Below are 18,465 nucleotides of genomic sequence, written 5' to 3'. Positions count from 1 at the left end.
TACATTTAAATTATAATAACTGGAGGGGTAATTTTGAAAGCCAGAATATTTGATACAACATTAAGGGATGGAGAACAAACTCCAGGAGTATCCTTAACTCCAGATCAAAAATTAAGAATAGCAGTTAAACTGGATAATCTTGGAGTGGATGTTATAGAAGCAGGATCTGCCATCACATCTTCAGGAGAAAGGGAAGGAATAAAATCAATAGTTTCAGAGGGACTTTCAGCTGAAATATGCAGTTTCGCCAGGGCAATGAGAATTGATGTAGATGCTGCCCTCGAATGTGGGGTTGACAGTGTACACCTGGTTGTTCCAACATCAGATCTGCACATCGAGCACAAACTAAGAAAAACCAGGGAAGAAGTCAAAGCCACAGCAATTGATGCAGTGGAATATGCTGTTGACAACGGACTTTTGGTTGAACTTTCGGCAGAAGATGCCACTAGAAGTGATTATAACTATCTAAAACAAGTTTTTAATGAAGGAATAGAAGCAGGTGCTCGAAGAATATGTGCCTGTGATACTGTGGGAATGTTGACACCAGAAAAGGCCTATGAATTTTATGGGGGCTTAACTCAACTCGGTGTTCCGTTGAGCGCCCACTGCCACAACGATTTTGGTTTGGCAGTAGCAAATACTCTTTCTGGACTTAGGGGAGGGGCAAGCCAAGCCCACGTCACAGTCAATGGTATAGGTGAACGTGCTGGAAACGCATCCCTCGAAGAAGTTGTGGTGTCATTGTACTCACTCTACAACTCCAAAACAAATATCAACATCGAGATGTTGTACGAAACTTCTAAAACAGTTGCAAGAATGACTGGAATTTATTTACAGCCAAACAAAGCAATTGTGGGAGAAAATGCATTTGCACATGAATCCGGCATTCACTCGGATGGAGTTATAAAGAAGGCAGAAACCTACGAACCAATAACACCAGAACTTGTGGGACATAAACGAAGATTTGTCATGGGGAAACATGTGGGATCCCACATAATCAGGAAAAGGATCAAAGAGATGGGTCTGAGGGTGGATGATGCCAGATTTGAACAGATATTCCAGAGGGTTAAAGCCCTTGGAGACATGGGCAAATGCGTTACAGATGTGGATTTACAGGCAATAGCAGAGGATGCTCTGGGCGTTTTAGCAGAAAAACCGGTAGAACTGGAAGAACTAACAATAGTATCTGGAAATAAGGTTACACCAACAGCATCAGTCAAGATCAACGTAGATGGCTCAGAGAAGGTAGAAGCAGGTGTAGGTGTAGGTCCAGTAGACGCAGCAATCGTTGCAATCAAGAAGAGCATAATGGATGTTGCAGATATACAGCTCGAAGAGTACCATGTGGACGCCATCACAGGAGGAACAGATGCCCTCATCGATGTTGTTGTAAAACTCAAAAATGGAGACAACATAGTCACTGCAAGAAGCACACAACCAGACATCATCATGGCAAGTGTGGAAGCAGTATTGGGTGGAGTAAACAAAATCGTCAGCGATCAAAAGATCAAGGAATCTGAAGAAAAGGACAAAACATAAAATCTTCAATATATTCCCATTGTAAATTACATATATGGTATTGAAAATGAACTTAAAAGATTTAAATGCTAAATTTTCAGGCGTTAAAAGGTTTTTTAGCGTACTTGGTAATTTAATCACCACCTACATGGGAATAATTCTCACCATAGGATTTTTAGTGCCTTGGTTGTTGGGAGCAATTAAAATCCAGGATTATGGTGAAATAACCGGGTTCATTGAGGTTTTTGTCCTTGTTACAGCCACATTATCTTTACTCAGCTTCACATACATCATGGCTCTCAGTGAAATGCATGAAAAAGTCAAGAAATCCATGATAAAAGCTGGAGAAAATTTTTTCATGTCAACTGTACAGTTCATAGTGGGGCTGTTTTTGCTCTTTGTAATGGATTACATTACCCACAGTTTCATTAACATATCCAACTTAAGTTTCACAGCGGTGAATCTGGGATCCATAATAATTTTCATAATCCAGATCTTCATACTCCTTGAATTAATTTTTGCAGTTTCAAAATTTTTCCAAGGAGTCATAGGAGTTTACGTCTCTTTCAGAGCAGAACATCTCAAGGACTCAATATTTTACATACTTAGCTGGAGGAATGCAGGTAATGAATAACAAAACCAGCGAGGAAATTGATACAAAAAGAATTCAAATAGCAGGATTTAAATCAGACTTAACCAACTTCAAAGCTGTTATGGAAGAGTTAAAACTAAACTATTCTGGTTGTGTAATTCAGTTAATGGATGCAGATGCAGTAGCAGGAGTTCAACATGTGCTCAATTCCACCGTACATGCAATTAAATCCTTTTCAAGAAATGAAAATATTGCGTCTGACATGGGCCTTGAGATATGTGTGAGAACATCGGGACAGAGACAAATATCACAGGCAATTAAGATGTTGGGCATAAGAAATGGTAAGATGAACATATGTGCAGTTGCCATGGATTGTAAATCCGATATCATGGAAGATCTAGTTAATATTTTAGGATTAAGAGATGATCATGTGCTTGAACCAGACACAGACAAGTTGAGGTCTATCTACAAAATTTCAGACACCCAACTAAAAACCAATCCTGACATAACAAAGATTTTAATGGAAAAAACAGCATTACTCATTATTGATACCTAAAAATAAAATCCCTACAACTTTTTATGTGAATCAACTTTCCCCTGCTAATTTGATTATATCTGTTATTTCATCTAAGTTCTTGGAAGTTAAACATTTAACATCCAAATTCTTCAATTCAATACAAACAGCACGGGCCTTGATCCTGTTGTAGTTTGGACTAAGACTTACAATACTTCCTCCATGAACATTTAAATTCTGCCTAATTTCACTCCCCAATAGTTTCTGGTTTCTGTCTGGAAGGAGGATGTTTAGACCCCTTGATGTGGGATGGATCACTTCCCTGAAATTTGATGTATTGTTTTTCAACCTTTTAGTTGCAGCACTAGTTTTCTCAAATATTTCCCCTGCTTTTTCTGATTCTGAAGCTATTCCTGCACAGGTAACTGGATCTGCCCTTAAAATTTTTAGGAGATAGTTAGCATTATCGGATATTTCAGGTTGGTTGGTGGATAAAAAACCTCCATTTCCAACGTTCACGGTTTTTGGACTCCCAGTAGAACCCACTATTACATGGGCATGGTTTCCATTCCCAAGCCTTCCCTGGGGGTCACCAATTCCTCCAGAGGCATCCTCAACTAACATTATTCCATTATCCTCACAGATTTCATATATCTCCTTTAAAGGTTGTTCAGCAGTGTAACCTGCAAAACTCGTTAAAAACAACGCTTCAGGATTGTTTTGTTTAATATTTTGATCCAGATTTTCAAGGTCTATTAAACCCAGATTTGTTGGAACTTTAACAGTTTCGATACCAAAAAATTCAGCCATTTTCCTGAAACCGTACCAACCGCCCTGATCAGGTATCATCACCCCGTTTTTAAAACAGCTCATAACAGCCATGATTGCAGAGTTGCCACTGTTTAGAACATGTACATTTTCATGTTGTGTTAATTTTCCAATGGCATCTTCAGCAAGTGAAATTTCTTCATCCTTGCCAGGGGTGTGCTTCAAATTTTGTGCTGCTGTGCACATGGCGTTCCTAGTTTTAGCAGAAGGTCGTCTGTAAAAAAGTTCCATAATATCTTATCTCCATTCATTTGAAGAAACTATCCAGAGTTGTTTGCCTGGAATTTAGAAGTTCCTTCATTAAATCGCTTTGTTTTACAAATTTTTCCAGCGGTAATTCTAATTTGGTTGAAATATATGAAAGAGCAGTTTTCATGTCTTCAAATTCTAGAGGGGTTTGTTCCATGGCATTTCTGACATTTTCACGAACATTGAAAACTCCAAGAGGCACATAACCATTGTAAGCTTCTCTTAATACTATTACTCCTGCCTGTTTGGATTCACGTTCCAGAGCTTCGAGAACAGCCATCTTACAAGTATAGTAACAGCCACCCACCCTGGAATATTCCTTTTTACCACTGTTGGTTTCATAGTCAGAAAATATCAGTTCTTCACGTCCTAAAACCTGAAGAAATGCTTCCATCCACTCATACTGCCATTCTGTTGGGATGAGCATTATGGCATAGTAATTATTAAGACTTGAAAATTCATATACTCTGGTCGTATCAATAATATCATTAAAACGAACGGTTTTAAGAAGACGATCTGCTATTGTACTGTCACAAGCAGTGATAGACCATCTTGTTGGTACCAATTTCCTTTTTTTACCCACACCCATGGCACCCACTGAAAATGCTTTTTGTATGTTTGAGAATGGTATGCCCCTTTGATTTAGGTCAACAACTGCATCAGCAGCTTTGAGGTCTGTGTCGTAAAACGCCTTTTCAAGTCTGTGTTCCCATTTCACATTATCGATATCAAATTTTTGTATTATGCCGCTGGGTCCGTGGGGAGTATGTTCATCACTGAAGGATGATCCTCTAGGTTTTTTAATGAATTCAGCTTCACTTTCAATGGAATTTTCTGCAAGTGAAATTTCTTGAAGCTTTTCTACAAATCCACTTTCAAGATCCTTTATACCTACGAGTTGCTTTCCACGTACAAGGCTCATTCTGTAGCCTATAATATCTTCTTGGCTTTTAGATTGAGGAATCCATGATTCGGGCATGTCCATAATGGTTGTATCTCCTGAAACAGGAGCTATCATTGGACCTGCATACACCTTGGGATAATTCCAGCTCCCTATAAAAACAGATGGTGGAGTACTCCCATCAATTTCTTTACCCACATCAACGGAGGGTATCCGCATCTTGGAGGTTAATCTTTTGAGGTATGCTGTTTTTCCTTTTATCATTTTCTATCTAGAAAACTATTCAACATCAAACTTTATAAGGTATACGAGAGCATCTGATTACTAAAAAAAATTATTGAATGATAAAGTTTGCTTGTACTGGGGAGGTTGCCATTACCTTTTTGATAGTTTTAAAGCTGCTGAATTCATACAGTATCTTAAGCCTGTTGGTTTCGGACCATCATTGAAAACATGGCCCAGATGTGCTTCACATCTTGCACACAACACTTCTATCCTGATCATTCCAAGGCTTTTATCTTCATGTTCCTTTACATTTTGACTTGCAACAGGTTCCCAGAAACTTGGCCATCCTGTTCCAGAATCAAACTTGGCTTTAGAATCAAAAAGATCAGTTCCACAACAGACACATTCGTAGATTCCATCTTCATGACAGTCATGATATTTTCCAGTGAAAGCCAGTTCTGTGCCCTGTTTTCTTGCAACACTGTAAGAATCTGAACTTAAAATTTCTCGCCATTCCTTATCTGTTTTAACAACCTTCTCAACCATTTCAACATTTCCAGATTTAACAGAATAAATGGGAACTAAGTTTTCATTGTTTGAATTGGATGTCATACACATTACTATGTAACTAAAGAATTAAATAATTCACTACCCTAATTCCGGTGGATATATTCAGATATTAAACGGATATTATACTCTTATTTTTCATATATCACTAAATTATTCCTAAAAAATGGTTTTGATTGTTAATTTTATTTAGATTTACTATAAACAATAAGAATAGTCCTATAAGCATAACAATAAACTGATTTAGGATATTTAAAGTGGGTTGATCAATATTAAAAAAAAAGAAAATTTTGAAAAATTTTAGATTTATGCAAATTCAATTGTGCTCGGTGGTTTGTCGCTTACAGAGAGGGAAACATGTGTAACTTCGGATACTTCGGCTGTTATTCTCTGTGAAATGGTTTTAACCATGCTCCATGGTAGTTCTGGAACACTAGCTGTCATTGCATCAATTGATTCCACCATTCTGAGCACAACCAGATAACCATAGTCCCTTATATCTCCCTTAACACCAGTGACTTTAGTATCGGTTAGAACTGCAAAGTACTGCCATAAACTAGCGTCTAAACCTTCTTTTTTGACTTCTTCTTCAACAATTGCGTTTGCTTTTCTGCATATTTCAATTTTTTCTTCAGTCAGTTTTCCTACTATTCTAACTGCCAGCCCAGGGCCAGGGTAGGGTTGTCTGTTCACCATTTCCTCAGGCAGACCCAGTTCAGTACCAACAACACGAACTTCATCCTTGTAAAGTTCTCTTATGGGTTCCACAATATTTAGTACCAATCCATGTGGCAGTGCAATGTTGTGATGAGATTTAATTTGGCCTTCACTTTCTATCCAGTCAGGTGCGATTGTTCCTTGAACCAAAAATTCTGCACCCACTTCTTCTGCCACCCTTTCGAATACCCTTATGAATACTTCTCCAATTATCTTACGTTTTTCCTCGGGGTCGTATACGCCATCTAAACGGCTTAAAAACTCTTCAGATGCATCAACAGTCCTTAAATTTAATCTGTCCTTAAAAGTGTTGTTAACGTAATCAGACTCTCCTTCTCTTAAAAGCCCATGATCAACAAATACGGCAACAAGATTCTCACCAATTGCGGTTGAAGTTAATACAGATGCTACAGAACTGTCAACTCCTCCGGAAAGGGCAATTATGGCCTTTCCATCGCCTATGGTTTTTTTTATATCTTTAATAGATTCTTCTATAAAATCAGATGGATTCAACATTTTTTTCACCTAAGTGTGATATTTTAAATTAAAAACTTTATTAAACTGATAATGATATTAATTTGTTTGGCACTTATTAAATTTATACCATACTCATGGTAAACAAAATTTTAGGAATCAAACTTGTCAATGTAAATAGCTAGATTTCAGATTTGGATGTACTTAATTTAATAAATCTAAATTTATTGGTCAAATATTACCAACAAAAAAGGGTTATAAATACAATCTAATAATAAAATTATAAAATTTTATCATATAAAAAAATTGGACAACCTCCAATTTGAGAATAATAAAAAATATCGCAGTGAATGGTTTAAAATGAAAATAACACCCAAAAATATGATTCAAACTTGGTTAAAACAGAGTACAAATAAAATATCCATCCAATTTTTCAGATACATTTTCGTGGGTGGAACTGCATTTTTAGTTGATTTCGGTTCTCTATACATTTTAACAGAATATTTTGGAATATTTTATCTTCTGTCTGCTGCAATAGCCTTCACATTGGGTCTTATTGTAAATTACTTGCTGAGTGTAAGATGGGTCTTTAACAAACACACACTAGACAACAGATTTCATGAAGTTGGCATTTTCACGATGGTTGGAATAGTTGGTTTGGGACTAAATGAAGTTATAATCTGGTTTTTCACTTCAAATATGCATTTATTCTACATTTATTCCAAGATCATTTCCGCTGTGCTGGTACTCTTCTGGAATTTCTTTGCAAGGCGTTACACAATATTTCGGTGAATAAGATAAGATTTAAAAATAAATGGAAAATATTAATCAAAAATTTATAAACTAATAAAATTGATTTTGTGGAACAAATTCAGAGGGGAATAAAATATTGAAAAATTTAGGGCTAAAAAAATTATTTAAAACTAAATATGATATTTATTTCAGTTTGATTTTGTTATTTTACATAGTAACAGTTAGTTTTCTCTTCAAATATTACATGTATCAGATAAACAACGATGGAATAGTTTATATCAATATTTCCCGGCAGATTTTGGAGGGACACTTTTATGAATCCATAAGCGATTATTGGGGGCCACTGATATCATGGTTAATGTTGCCATTTCTTTACTTCCTAAAAAGCCCTTTAATGGGTCTTTACTCTGCAAAATTGACGTCCATAGTAATTGGACTTGTAACGCTATTTGGAATAAGAAGATTGTCCTACAGATTTGAAATGGAAGAATGGCTTAGGACATTGATTATACTGACCACAGTGCCGGTTATCACCTACTTCGTAATGAGCTTCATAACACCTGATCTTTTAATGGTGTGTGTCTTAACCTACTATCTTGCAGCAGTGTACGATCCAAATTACTCTAAAACAGTATTAAATGGGATTTTCTGCGGATTTTTAGGGGCCCTGGCATACTTTACCAAGAGTTACGGATTCACATTTTTCATAGCCAGTTTTTTGATCTTCAACTTAATTCACTACCTAACAGAAATGGATAAAACAGCTGTTATAAAAAATTTAGCAGCAGGATTGCTAGTTTTTTTATTAATAAGCAGCGTATGGATATGTTTCATAAGTTATAAAGATGGAAAAATTACATATGGATCTTCTGGAGATTTTAATTACGCTTTGGTTGGCCCAAACTCCATGGGATTTGCAGAATATTCAGAAGGTCTTCACAACCCAGATCAGGTCAACACCAACTACCTTCCCAAGGAATGGTCACCTTTCTCATCATGGGCCAATTTCCAACATCAACTGAACTTAATATGGAAAGGGGCTCAAAAAACAGGTACAATTCTTAATTACTTCTCAATATTATCGTTTCTCATAATAATAATTTATATCCTACTTTTAATTGTTCCACCTCGGAATGTATCGAAGATTGATCTTGTATATCCTCTGATAACAATGTTCATACTGACTGCAGGTTACATAATTGTTGTTGTTGAAGAAAGATATATATGGCTTATTTATCTGTTACTGATACTTATGGGGGGATATTTGTTAAATAAACTGTTTAATTTGGATTTATTTAATTCTTTGAAATGGAATTATCTTTTAAAGTTAGTATGTGTTGTTGGATTTATTTGCCTCATGACCCTAATGCCAGTCAATTATCTTATTGGAAATTTAAACACAGGAAAGGATAGCTATGCCTTGGCCAACACATTGAATGGATACGGGGTGCATGGTAACGTGGCAACCAATGATAAACTCACAGAAATGAATTATCTCCAGTATTATATGGGCACGGATTTGTATGGGCAATCACAAAGAAATATCAGCTCTAAAAATCTGCAAAATGATCTGAATTTATTGGGAATTAATTATTATTTTGTCTGGGGAAATTCAAATCAAAACAGTTACATGGGTAGTTACACTCAAGTAGCCAATTTAACTTCCTACAACTTAGTAATTTATAAAATAAATTGAATTAATTGAAAAAAGGAATAGGATTAGGGTTTTTATTCAATTCCATGATATTTTTTGCAAACTTCATAGAAATTTTCAAATATTACACCACCATTTTCGGTGTGGTGCACTTCGGGATGGAATTGGATACCGTATACAGGTTTGGTGGGGTGTTTCATTGCTTCCACTCCACAAATTGATGATGTGGCAATGACATCAAAATTTTCAGGTGCTTTACAAACTTCATCTTTATGGGATGCCCAAACATCCAATCCTGTTCCAAGACCCTTTAAAATATCATCTTCATCTAAAATATTGATCTTGATCTTGGCGTAGCTTTCAATACCTGCAGCACCAATTTCACCGTTGTAGGCCTTGGCAATTATTTGATGACCTAGACAGATGCCTAGTATTGGACAGTCAAATTCCTTCACGTAATCTAAAGAGTACCCAGCACGCTCTATTGATGGACCGCCCCCTAGAATTAATCCCAACGGATTTTTTTCCCTAAGTTCTTCCACGGGGGTTGTATTTGGAACGAGTTCAGCAGGTATTTTTAAATAATGTAAACTCCTGTAAATTCTGTGATTGTACTGTCCATGATTGTTTATAACAGCTATTTTCATTTAAACTCCTCTAACTTATTTATTCATAATTTGGCAAATAGATAATTAGTATATCATCTTAATTCTATTGGATAAAGATACTTAAAATATGGGAATATATTTATGCATTTTTGACAATACTATATGCATGGAATTACAGGATCTCATTTATATTGTTGTGGCCCTATTCTTAGCTTTGATATTGTTCTACATTTTCATATGGTTAGTACCAATAATAATAGTATTAATCATAGCTTATGTAATATATATCTTTTTGAAGGGTCCTAACTACTAAATTAGTATTACAAATTTGGATAGCGATCCCAAATTTGATACTTTATTTTTAATTTTTAACAGGTTCTGTCATAAATTCCATGGTTTTAGAGATGAGAAATTATGAAACTAGAAAGGGAATTTACAGGAATAACAGAAAACCTCCTTGCATTCAGGGAGGAAGTTAAAGATGCTGACAAGGTCACTTTTATTGGAATGCCCGGAGTGTGCAGTCCATTTGCAGAACTATTTGCATATGTTATTCGCAATAAAGAAGCTGTTTTTATCACTGGAACTAATATTGAAACAGCTCGAAAAATAGAGATGACTCCACAGGGAATGCAGTTTGGTGAAACCGCAGATCCATCGAGCGCTGTTGTTGCAATTTTAGGGGGTCTTGCAATGCCCAAATCCAACATCGATCCTGAAGCCGTTAATGAGTTGATAGATAAAGTTATTCAAGACGATGGTAAACTTCTTGGTCTTTGTTACATGGATGTTTTCAGGGAAGCGGGTTGGCACGAACTACTTGATTTTGATTGTATCATAAATGCCACATTAAATGGATTTGTTTTAAAAAAATAAGGTGAAAATTTGGATCTTAAAGATATTGGCATGGAAAGGGGTCTGTTATACGAAACTGTAGTGACAACTGTTGACAGTAATGGAAAACCAAATGCTGCACCCATTGGCATAATCTGTAAGAATAATTTGGAGGTTGTTTGTTACCTGCACCATGGTTCCACTACAGTCAAAAATATAAAGGATACTAAAAGTTTTGTTGTCAACGTACTTAAGGATCCAATGATATTTGTTGAATCAACTCTGGGAAATCTTCCAATTGAAAAATATGAATCTCATGGGGATAAATTCTATATTGGGAGTACAGACGCATTTTTCGTTGCAGATGTGACTAGCATAAAGGATGTTGAAAGGAAGGATCAGTTTGGAGTTTCTGTAACATCAGTTTTAAAGGCAGATGTTTCGGATATTACCAAATTTAAACAATGTGTTGAACCATTAAATAGAGCTATTTACGGTATTGTGGAAGGTTTGGTTTATTTAACCCGTATGAACATGGTTTCTGGAGATATGGAAAAATTGTACCGTCACAGAATGGCAGAAATAGCAAGGATAGTTTCCAAAGTCGGTGCTAAGGATCATAAAAATGCAATGGACATGATCATGGAAGCATTCAAGGATTTTGATTGATTAAAGAAGTTGAGTACTATCAAATCAATCATCCAAAACGATATTTACGAATTCAAATTTTTCAACATCAAAAAGTCCCATATCACTTATTTTTAAGTTTGGAATAACCAGCAGGGCTAAAAATGACAGGGTCATGAATGGGGATGAAAGGGTTGAGCCCATATCATTTACCAATTGTTTCAGTATTGTAAGATCTTTTGCCACATCTTCTGCAGTTCTATCACTCATCAAACCAGCTATGGGCAGTTTCAAATCAGTAATGCCTCCATTGGAAACTACTGAAAGTCCTCCATTATTGGTTATGACAGTGTTCACAGCCTTTGCCATATCTTTGCTATTAGTTCCAATTACTATGATGTTATGTGAATCATGGGCAACACTTGAAGCTATGGCTCCATTTTTAAGATTGAAACCTTTTATAAAACCGTTGGTCATTTTATTATTGCCGTAACGCTCAACAACAGCAATTTTAAGCACGTCATTTTCTAGATCAGCCATTAGATTTCCATCTTGAATATCTAGGTCTGCTGTTTGTTTATTGGTTATAAGTTGATCCTCAATGATTTCGATGACCCTAACAGTTTTAGGACTGTCTGAAGTTAGGTTAAAATCAGATGGTTTTTTAGGGCTTGATTTGAATGTACCTTGTAATTTAAGGGGGTTTACTTTGAAGTTTAAAGAGCCATTTTTAGAAACGAGTTTTCCATCTATGTAAACGTTTTTAACATTTAATTTTTCAATATCATCAACGATTACCATGTCTGCAGCTTTTCCTGGAACCAGACTTCCAGTGTTTAATTGGTAGTGTTCTGCAGGGTTTAAGGTTACCATTTTAATGGCTTTAACTGGATCTATACCGTATTCGATGGCCTTTAACAGCATATTATCAACGTGTCCTTCAACGAGATCTTCAGGATCCTTGTCATCGGATACAATGAAGTCTCCACCCACAACTGCAAGGGCTTTCAAATTTTTGGCAGATGATCCCTCCCTCATCATAATTTTCATGCCAAGCCTTCTTTTTTCAAGGGCCTCAGATGGAGTGGTGGATTCGTGATCCGTTGAAATTCCCGCAGCAGCGTAGTTACAAAGTTCTGCTCCCGACAACATAGGGGCATGTCCATCAATGGGCTTATTATTTACATGGGCAACTTCTAACTTTTCAATCACTTCGGGGTCTTGACCAATGACCCCTGGAAAATTCATGACTTCGCCAAGCCCAACGAATTCTGGCCTTTTAAGCAGGGTATCAATGTCCTCAGAGGTGATAATTCCTCCAGCTGTTTCAAATTTGGTTGCTGGAACACATGATGGCACAGTTAAAAACATTTTAAGGGGAACAGATGAAGCATCATTTAGCATGTAATTTATTCCATTTAAACCCATGACATTGGCAATTTCGTGGGGATCAGCGATGACAGAAGTAGTTCCATGGGGAACAACTGCTTCTGCAAATCTGGAGGGACATATCATTGAACTTTCTATGTGGATATGTGAATCAATAAATCCTGGTAAAATTAGAGTTTTAAAGTTGCCATCAACAGGTTTAACACAGGAAATTAAACCGTTTTCAAATCCTACTTCAGCGGAGTATATTTCTTCAGTAAATACATTCAACAGATTTCCCCTTATAAATTCCATTTTTCAGTCTCCTACCCATATTTTTAGTTTATATATTTACAACTAAGCAAGGAACACAATTTGGAAAAACTGATCCCATTACATTTCTATGGGACTGTACCGAAATTAAAGCCATCGAAAAAAAGTTAGATTAAAAAAAATTGTAAATTTTTGTTTATTGTTCTGTTTTGAGTTCGTTGTAAAGCATTGGTAAAAATGTTCCAACATCTGTCACTATTCCCACGACTTGTGCACTTCCTCTGTCACTTAACTTGGTCACTGTGGCAGGGTTGATGTCCACACAAATACTTTTCACATGGGATGGAAGCAGGTTACCAGTTGCTATTGAATGCAGCATGGTTGAGATCATGATCACCATATCTACATCTTGAACATATTTTCTCATTTCTTCTTGAGCTTCAATAACATCAGTTATCACGTCTGGAAGTGGACCATCATCCCGGATAGATCCTGCAAGAACGTATGGTACATCATTTTTTATACATTCGTACATTATTCCCTTTTTAAGAACGCCTTTATCAATTGCTTCTTTGATGGATCCTGCTTTGTTAATTTCGTTTATGGCATATATGTGGTGTCTATGTCCCCTTCGAACTGCTTCGCCAGTTTTTACACAAGTACCTAGAGAAGTTCCATACAGTGCACTTTCAATATCATGGGTTGCGAGGGCATTTCCAGCAAATATAATATCAACAATACCTTCCTTTATCATTGATGCCAATATTGGCCCTGAACCGGTATGAACCACTGCAGGACCTGAAACAACCGCAATTTTTCCGCCACGTTTCTTGATTTCTTTGATTTCCGAAGCTATTTTTTTTATGATGGATTCTATGGGTTTTTCTGATGAAGCTTCGCTTGACATGAATTCAAATACTCCCTGCTTACCCCTTGGACGTTCTGGAGGCATTACTTTTATTCCATCCCTCCCAACCACGATGTGGTCGCCCTTGTTGATTTGACCGATTGGTCTGCATAGGGCCCTTTCAGCTGTTTTATCAACAACAATCATACAATCCATTTCAATGTCTTCAACAGTTATCCACTTTCCATTGTAGTGGATTTCTGTAGGGTGATGGGTTGTTGAATAAAAATCTGCAGGAAGAGTTTTATCCTTCTCAGAAACAAGCAGTTCAACATCCTTCAATTCAACAACAACAGCCCCTATTTCGGAGAGTTCATCTAATATTTCTCCAAGCAAGGTTTCGTTCGATGCCTCAACAAGTAACTTGGCATGGCTGATGTCTCCCTTGAGTTTTCCCACTGTGAACTCCATAAATTTAAAATCACCACCCATGTCCAGAATCCTGTCAAGAGCCTTAGGGAGTATTAAGGAATCAATTATATGGCCTGAAAGTTTTACTTCTCTATTGTACATGTTATCCACCTTTAAAAATTTTGATAAACTATTTATAGTGAGTTTTATGTTTAGTTTAATGGCAGCAGGGTCATAAACCCATCTACACCACTTGAAGATTATTTATCTAATTTTATTTTCAGATAAAAATTTCTGTTTTTGTAGTTTAATTACTTGATAAATTTATAAATAGAAGTAATTATTGGAATAATTTATTTATTAGTGCAGACACAAAAAATCAAAAATAATTTTAGCAGCATTCATGGCGGTTGAGTCGCCAATTTCTGTGGAAGCAACTTCAACAAGGTCCATTCCAACTAATTCCTTCGATTCAAGATTTAGTATTAGTTTTTCTATCTGCATGGGATCTAATCCGCATGGAGAGGGAGTTCCAGTTGAGGGTGCATATGCAGGGTCAAGGACATCAATATCAAAACTAATGTATATGGGGCCGGAGATGTTTTTTAGACAATTTATAATATTTTCAATATCTTCACATACTTGATGGGAACTGAAACTGGTTAACCTTTCATCTGAAAGGGTTGCCTCTTCTTCGGCCGCTGATCTCACCCCTATCTGAATAAGTTGCAGTGGATTTAGATCAAGTATCCTTCTCATCACAGTTGCATGTGAATATTTTTCGCCCCCATACTCGTCGCGAAGATCCATATGGGCATCAAAATGGATTACAGTGAGTTTATTCTCTCCCAAAGCTTGGGTAATGGCATTGATTATACAGAAACTTATGCTGTGATCTCCACCAATGGATATTGGGATAATATTTTGGGATAAAACATCATCAATGGTTGATTTTAGTTTGGAACAAGTTTTTTTGAAGTTTCCATGCACCACTTCAATATCTCCAAGATCCAGTACTCCTGTGGGAACAGTTTTTTTCAACTGAAAGTTGTAGGCTTCAAAGTTGTAAGATGCTTCCCTAACAGTCCTAGGTCCAAATCTGGCACCAGGTAAGTAGCTGGTAGTACCATCAAATGGGACTCCTAAAATACCAAACTTCAATGATTCAGATGTTTCATATGGATCATTTGTTTCATTTGAAAATGCAAATTTTAAAACATTTTCTGTGTGTAAAAACATTTAAACCGACCCATTATAATCTAAAATTAAAAATAACTCATAAAATTAAAGTTTTGGATATGGATAAACCATAATCCAATCTTATCCGCTTTTAATCCTCATTAACTTTTTGTTGCCCATTGCAACTATGTAATCTACTTCAGCACCTTCGTTAATTTTGCCCTTTAATTCTTCAGGGATCTCTATTTCAAAGGTTTCGTAGGTTTCCATGTCCATTAACTGCACATCGTTGCCCATTATTGCTAGTACTTGGCCTAAATTTTTGTCAATCATTGGAACATCACATTTAGCATCCACAGGTTTGACAAATGTCCTTTTCTGATTGTCAAAAATTCCAACTGCTTCAACTCTTGCCTTAGCTGCACCGTGTTTTCCAGGTGATGATGTTGAAATACTTGTAATTTTCGATGCTTCATCATTTATTATAACATATTTACCAACTTTTAAGGTTTTAACTTCCACTACCTTCTTTGACATATTTTTTCCTCCAATATCCATTTTACGAATCACAATAGATTCTGAATATTTATAAATCTAAAAGAGATCAACAAAATTCATTCAAATTTAAGATTATTTAATATAGCATCTACATTATCATAATCGTATCTATTTTTAGATATGTAAACTTTTTTAATCAATACTATTGATAAACTTATCAGTTTCTTTTTAATGTTATGGTTGATGGTATTTTTGAATATAATTTTGAATGAAAGCATGACCCATTTATTTCTTAAAAGTTTCAGAGCATTAAATTATTTACATGAAAACTACAATGAAATCTTTAAAAAACTTAGCCACGCTGGAAATGTGTTCAATGTTATGATTGATTTGTTTAAAGTGCTTATTGATCTTTGGTGTTTATCAAGAATATTACTAATCTCACAAAAAATTAGACATGTTGTGCAAGTGTAAAATGATATTAGGTAATAACTATACAAATGCCCATACTAAGCTGAAAAATAATGAAATTAGATCAGTAATTCGAATTTCCAGATCACAACAACATTAAATACCATGTCAACATGATTAAGATTGAGAAAAAGTTACGGATTCAATGAAAAATTATGAACTTTTTAAAACATGTTTAGGATGAATTGGTTATTTTTTTTTAGATTAATAGATTTAAGTGATACAAATGAGGATTTCAATAACTTCTGGAAGGGCTGAAGGCCCAACAAAACTTAACACATTTGATAATGCTTTGCTAAACGCAGGAATAGGTGATGTGAATCTGATAAAAGTTTCAAGCATACTTCCCAAGGATGCTGAGATCGTTCCAGTACCTAAATTAACACCTGGTGATATGATAAATTCTGTTCTTTCCTATGTTTCATCGGATAACGAGGGAGATATAATATCTGCATTTGTGGCAGTTGCGATTGCCGATGAATTTGGATGTGTTGTTGAAAACACTGGGATAAACAGAAATCCTGACGATGTGAAGGCTGAAGCAGAAGAAATGGCCCGTTACATGGTTGATGTGAGGGGTATGAAACTGAAGGAAATAATTATAGAAGGAAAGAGTCATATAGTAAAAAAACAAGGAGCAGTTGTTGCGGCAGTTGTGTACCTTGATTGAAGTAGTGATGAAAAGTGAAACCCAAGGATATCAATTTTTGGAGTGAAGTATCTGAAGAGATAATGTTTGAAGCCCATGAAGCTGTCAAACCACTTATTGGAAAGGAAGAAGCAGGTAAAACAGTTAAGATGGGTGCTGATGGCACTCCAACTAAACTGATAGATATCGTTGCAGAGGACAAAGTTGTCGAAGTTTTAGAAAAGACAGGAATACCTGTAACACTAATAAGTGAAGAAGTAGGCGAACTAAAAATAGGTGAAGGAACATCAGAAGCAGTTTTAGTGGTAGACCCTCTTGATGGTACTCGAAATGCCCTGAAAAATATCCCAGCCTATGGAATTTCAATAGCAATTTCAGATGGAAATTTAGAAAATGTCAATGATTTGAAACTATCAGACATTGAACTGGGATTTGTTAAAAATTTCGCAAACAACGATGTTTACCACGCAGTAAAGGGCGATGGTGCATGGTTGAACAAAGAAAAAATCAGCCCATCCAAAAGAATGGAAGTGGCAGGTTCATCCATAGGGGCATATATTTACCGGGCAGACATGTCAAAGATTGACAAACTATGTGCAACAGTTAGGAGCATGAGAATTTTAGGGTCTGTGGCAATTGAACTTTGTTATGTGGCAAATGGGACATACGATGCATTTCTCGATATCAGGGGCAACATGAGGGTCATGGATATTGCCGCTGCAAAGTTAATAATTGAAGAATCCAATGGCCTTGTAACTGATGAAAAATGCAGACCACTGGTAAATGATTTAAATGTTCTTGAAAGGACATCCATAATAGCATCTTGCAATAAGAATTTTCACACTCAAATAATGTCTATTTTGGGAGGAATTTAAATGCGAATAGGAGTAGTGTCCCGTTTTGATGTTGAAGAAGCAGTTGAAATGGCTGAAAAAATAGTTGAATTTCTCATGGAAAATGAAGTTGAAACTTTGATAGATTCTCAGTTGGCAACACATCTAAAACAATACGAAGGCATTGCCTCAGATCTGGAGGATATGGATGTTGATTTGGTTGTTGCAGTAGGTGGTGATGGAACCATACTTCGAACACAGGGAATAATAAACCACAAAAAAATTCCATTGGTAGGCATCAATAAGGGTGCAGTGGGATTTCTAACTGAAATAGATCCTGAAGATGCTGTAACTGCGTTGGAACAGGTTTTAAATGGTGATTACTTCGTAGAAAAACGAACACAGCTTAAGATATGCCACAACAAACAGCTTCACTCGGCCTTAAACGAAGTAGTTTTGATGACACAAAAACCTGCAAAAATGCTTCACATAGAGATAAGTGTGGATGATGAAGTTGTGGAGGAACTACGGGCTGATGGATTGATAGTTGCTACTCCAAGCGGTTCCACAGCGTATTCCATGTCTGCAGGCGGACCAATAGTAGATCCCCGGGTTGATGCATTTATAATAGTGCCAATTTGTCCATTCAAATTAGGTGCAAGGCCGTTTGTGGTGCCAAACGACAGTGTGATCAAGGTTAAATTTTTACGTAAAGGTAAGAAGGCAGTAGCTGTCATAGACGGTCAGCAGGTCGAAGAAATTGATTACATGGATGAAATAATTTTCAGGAAGGCAGATAACTACGCCTACTTTGTAAGGCTCTCCAAAAACTTCTACAAAAGGGTTAGGGAAAAACTCCAAGGGGATGTCTAGGT

19 protein-coding genes are annotated in these 18,465 nt (G+C 36.2%); 10 read left to right on the top strand and 9 right to left on the bottom strand.

What is annotated here, in order from left to right:
• Positions 1-33 precede the first annotated feature (33 nt).
• The 3 genes from METBO_RS11680 to cgi121 are packed head-to-tail and all read left to right on the top strand — an operon-like array spanning position 34 to position 2,666.
• Positions 34-1,539 (top strand): (R)-citramalate synthase, encoded by a 1,506-nt coding sequence (locus tag METBO_RS11680; RefSeq protein ID WP_013645928.1) that lies wholly within the window; start codon positions 34-36, stop codon positions 1,537-1,539.
• Between the two features lie 46 nt (positions 1,540-1,585).
• Positions 1,586-2,152, top strand: a complete 567-nt coding sequence (locus tag METBO_RS11675; RefSeq protein ID WP_048186469.1) for a hypothetical protein — start codon at positions 1,586-1,588, stop codon at positions 2,150-2,152.
• A complete protein-coding gene (gene cgi121, locus METBO_RS11670) occupies positions 2,145-2,666 on the top strand; it encodes a KEOPS complex subunit Cgi121 (protein WP_013645926.1) in 522 nt (173 codons plus the stop codon). The genes METBO_RS11675 and cgi121 overlap by 8 nt, the downstream gene beginning before the upstream one ends.
• 30 nt (positions 2,667-2,696) lie before the next feature.
• Here cgi121 and METBO_RS11665 read toward each other — a convergent pair whose 3' ends face one another.
• The 4 genes from METBO_RS11665 to guaA all read right to left on the bottom strand — a co-directional run bounded on the left by METBO_RS11665 (position 2,697) and on the right by guaA (position 6,627).
• On the bottom strand, positions 2,697-3,683 hold the full coding sequence (locus METBO_RS11665) for a DegT/DnrJ/EryC1/StrS family aminotransferase (RefSeq protein WP_013645925.1): 987 nt from the start codon (positions 3,681-3,683) through the stop codon (positions 2,697-2,699).
• 16 nt (positions 3,684-3,699) lie between these two features.
• The gene (locus tag METBO_RS11660; protein ID WP_013645924.1) at positions 3,700-4,866 is read right to left on the bottom strand and encodes an Nre family DNA repair protein; all 1,167 of its coding nucleotides are present in this window, start codon (positions 4,864-4,866) and stop codon (positions 3,700-3,702) included.
• Between the two features lie 111 nt (positions 4,867-4,977).
• Positions 4,978-5,439: a peptide-methionine (R)-S-oxide reductase MsrB gene (gene msrB / locus METBO_RS11655; protein ID WP_013645923.1), complete on the bottom strand. Its 462-nt coding sequence runs from the start codon at positions 5,437-5,439 to the stop codon at positions 4,978-4,980.
• A gap of 261 nt (positions 5,440-5,700) precedes the next feature.
• Positions 5,701-6,627 (bottom strand): glutamine-hydrolyzing GMP synthase, encoded by a 927-nt coding sequence (guaA, locus tag METBO_RS11650; protein ID WP_013645922.1) that lies wholly within the window; start codon positions 6,625-6,627, stop codon positions 5,701-5,703.
• A 318-nt stretch (positions 6,628-6,945) separates the two neighbouring features.
• Here guaA and METBO_RS11645 point away from each other — a divergent pair, with 318 nt between their 5' ends.
• Together METBO_RS11645 and METBO_RS11640 are read left to right on the top strand one after the other, a co-directional pair.
• Complete coding sequence (locus tag METBO_RS11645) at positions 6,946-7,377, top strand: GtrA family protein (protein WP_013645921.1); 432 nt, start codon at positions 6,946-6,948, stop codon at positions 7,375-7,377.
• 205 nt (positions 7,378-7,582) lie between these two features.
• A complete protein-coding gene (locus METBO_RS11640; RefSeq protein ID WP_144017566.1) occupies positions 7,583-9,034 on the top strand; it encodes a glycosyltransferase family 39 protein in 1,452 nt (483 codons plus the stop codon).
• 32 nt (positions 9,035-9,066) lie between these two features.
• Here the strand turns inward: METBO_RS11640 and METBO_RS11635 are convergent, their stop codons facing one another.
• Positions 9,067-9,639, bottom strand: a complete 573-nt coding sequence (locus METBO_RS11635; RefSeq protein ID WP_013645919.1) for a GMP synthase subunit A — start codon at positions 9,637-9,639, stop codon at positions 9,067-9,069.
• A 375-nt stretch (positions 9,640-10,014) separates the two neighbouring features.
• Between METBO_RS11635 and METBO_RS11630 the strand changes: the two genes are divergently transcribed.
• Together METBO_RS11630 and METBO_RS11625 are read left to right on the top strand one after the other, a co-directional pair.
• A complete protein-coding gene (locus METBO_RS11630; RefSeq protein WP_013645917.1) occupies positions 10,015-10,476 on the top strand; it encodes a DUF2124 family protein in 462 nt (153 codons plus the stop codon).
• Positions 10,477-10,485: 9 nt separating this feature from the next.
• Positions 10,486-11,103 carry a DUF447 domain-containing protein gene (locus METBO_RS11625; RefSeq protein WP_013645916.1) on the top strand — a complete coding sequence of 206 codons (618 nt, stop codon included), beginning with the start codon at positions 10,486-10,488 and terminating at the stop codon, positions 11,101-11,103.
• A gap of 24 nt (positions 11,104-11,127) precedes the next feature.
• On the opposite strand, the gene ade is transcribed toward METBO_RS11625, so the two are convergent.
• The 4 genes from ade to METBO_RS11605 all read right to left on the bottom strand — a co-directional run bounded on the left by ade (position 11,128) and on the right by METBO_RS11605 (position 15,676).
• Positions 11,128-12,744, bottom strand: coding sequence for an adenine deaminase (gene ade / locus METBO_RS11620; RefSeq protein WP_013645915.1), 1,617 nt, complete (start codon positions 12,742-12,744; stop codon positions 11,128-11,130).
• Between the two features lie 154 nt (positions 12,745-12,898).
• Positions 12,899-14,122: an ornithine cyclodeaminase gene (locus tag METBO_RS11615; RefSeq protein WP_013645914.1), complete on the bottom strand. Its 1,224-nt coding sequence runs from the start codon at positions 14,120-14,122 to the stop codon at positions 12,899-12,901.
• A 198-nt stretch (positions 14,123-14,320) separates the two neighbouring features.
• A complete protein-coding gene (gene speB / locus METBO_RS11610; protein ID WP_013645913.1) occupies positions 14,321-15,199 on the bottom strand; it encodes an agmatinase in 879 nt (292 codons plus the stop codon).
• An 81-nt stretch (positions 15,200-15,280) separates the two neighbouring features.
• On the bottom strand, positions 15,281-15,676 hold the full coding sequence (locus METBO_RS11605; RefSeq protein WP_013645912.1) for a translation initiation factor IF-5A: 396 nt from the start codon (positions 15,674-15,676) through the stop codon (positions 15,281-15,283).
• Between the two features lie 658 nt (positions 15,677-16,334).
• On the opposite strand from METBO_RS11605, the gene METBO_RS11600 reads away from it, so the two are divergent.
• From METBO_RS11600 to METBO_RS11590, 3 genes are read left to right on the top strand one after another with little or no spacing between them, the layout of a single operon-like run.
• A complete protein-coding gene (locus METBO_RS11600) occupies positions 16,335-16,778 on the top strand; it encodes a pyruvoyl-dependent arginine decarboxylase (RefSeq protein WP_013645910.1) in 444 nt (147 codons plus the stop codon).
• A gap of 14 nt (positions 16,779-16,792) precedes the next feature.
• Positions 16,793-17,632 (top strand): bifunctional fructose-bisphosphatase/inositol-phosphate phosphatase, encoded by an 840-nt coding sequence (locus METBO_RS11595; RefSeq protein WP_013645909.1) that lies wholly within the window; start codon positions 16,793-16,795, stop codon positions 17,630-17,632.
• Positions 17,633-18,463 (top strand): NAD(+) kinase, encoded by an 831-nt coding sequence (locus METBO_RS11590; protein ID WP_013645908.1) that lies wholly within the window; start codon positions 17,633-17,635, stop codon positions 18,461-18,463. It abuts the gene before it with no gap.
• Positions 18,464-18,465: the final 2 nt, after the last annotated feature.

The sequence above is a fragment of the Methanobacterium lacus genome (assembly GCF_000191585.1).
Lineage (GTDB): Archaea > Methanobacteriota > Methanobacteria > Methanobacteriales > Methanobacteriaceae > Methanobacterium_B > Methanobacterium_B lacus.
Note: the sequence above shows the minus strand (reverse complement) of the source record. Positions and strands in the feature narration are given on the sequence as shown.